General features: G+C 49.6%; 1 protein-coding gene. It reads right to left on the reverse strand.

From position 1 onward, the window contains the following. Positions 1–266: Ig-like domain-containing protein (locus P5683_RS26230; protein ID WP_315649131.1), on the reverse strand; the 266-nt coding region annotated here is incomplete at both ends.

Below are 266 nucleotides of genomic sequence, written 5' to 3' on the forward strand. Positions count from 1 at the left end.
CAAAGGGTGCAGGAGCCACCAACAAGTTCCCTGCTGCGTCGGTAGCAGCTTCTGGGGCTACCTCCACAGTCAAATTCCCCTCAAAGTTGGGGCTAGGAGTTACCAACAGCGTATATTCACTAGGGCTAACTGTGGTTAACTCACCAGCCGTGCCATTGGTGACATTAATGTCATCAACAGTAAAGTCTGTGACCGCTTCCGAGAAAGTGAAGGTAAATACAACATCCCCCGTAGCAATATCCGCATCGCTAGTTATGTTGACCGTA

It is taken from the genome of Limnospira sp. PMC 1279.21 (assembly GCF_032349615.1).
In the GTDB taxonomy this organism is placed as follows: Bacteria; Cyanobacteriota; Cyanobacteriia; order Cyanobacteriales; family Microcoleaceae; genus Limnospira; species Limnospira fusiformis.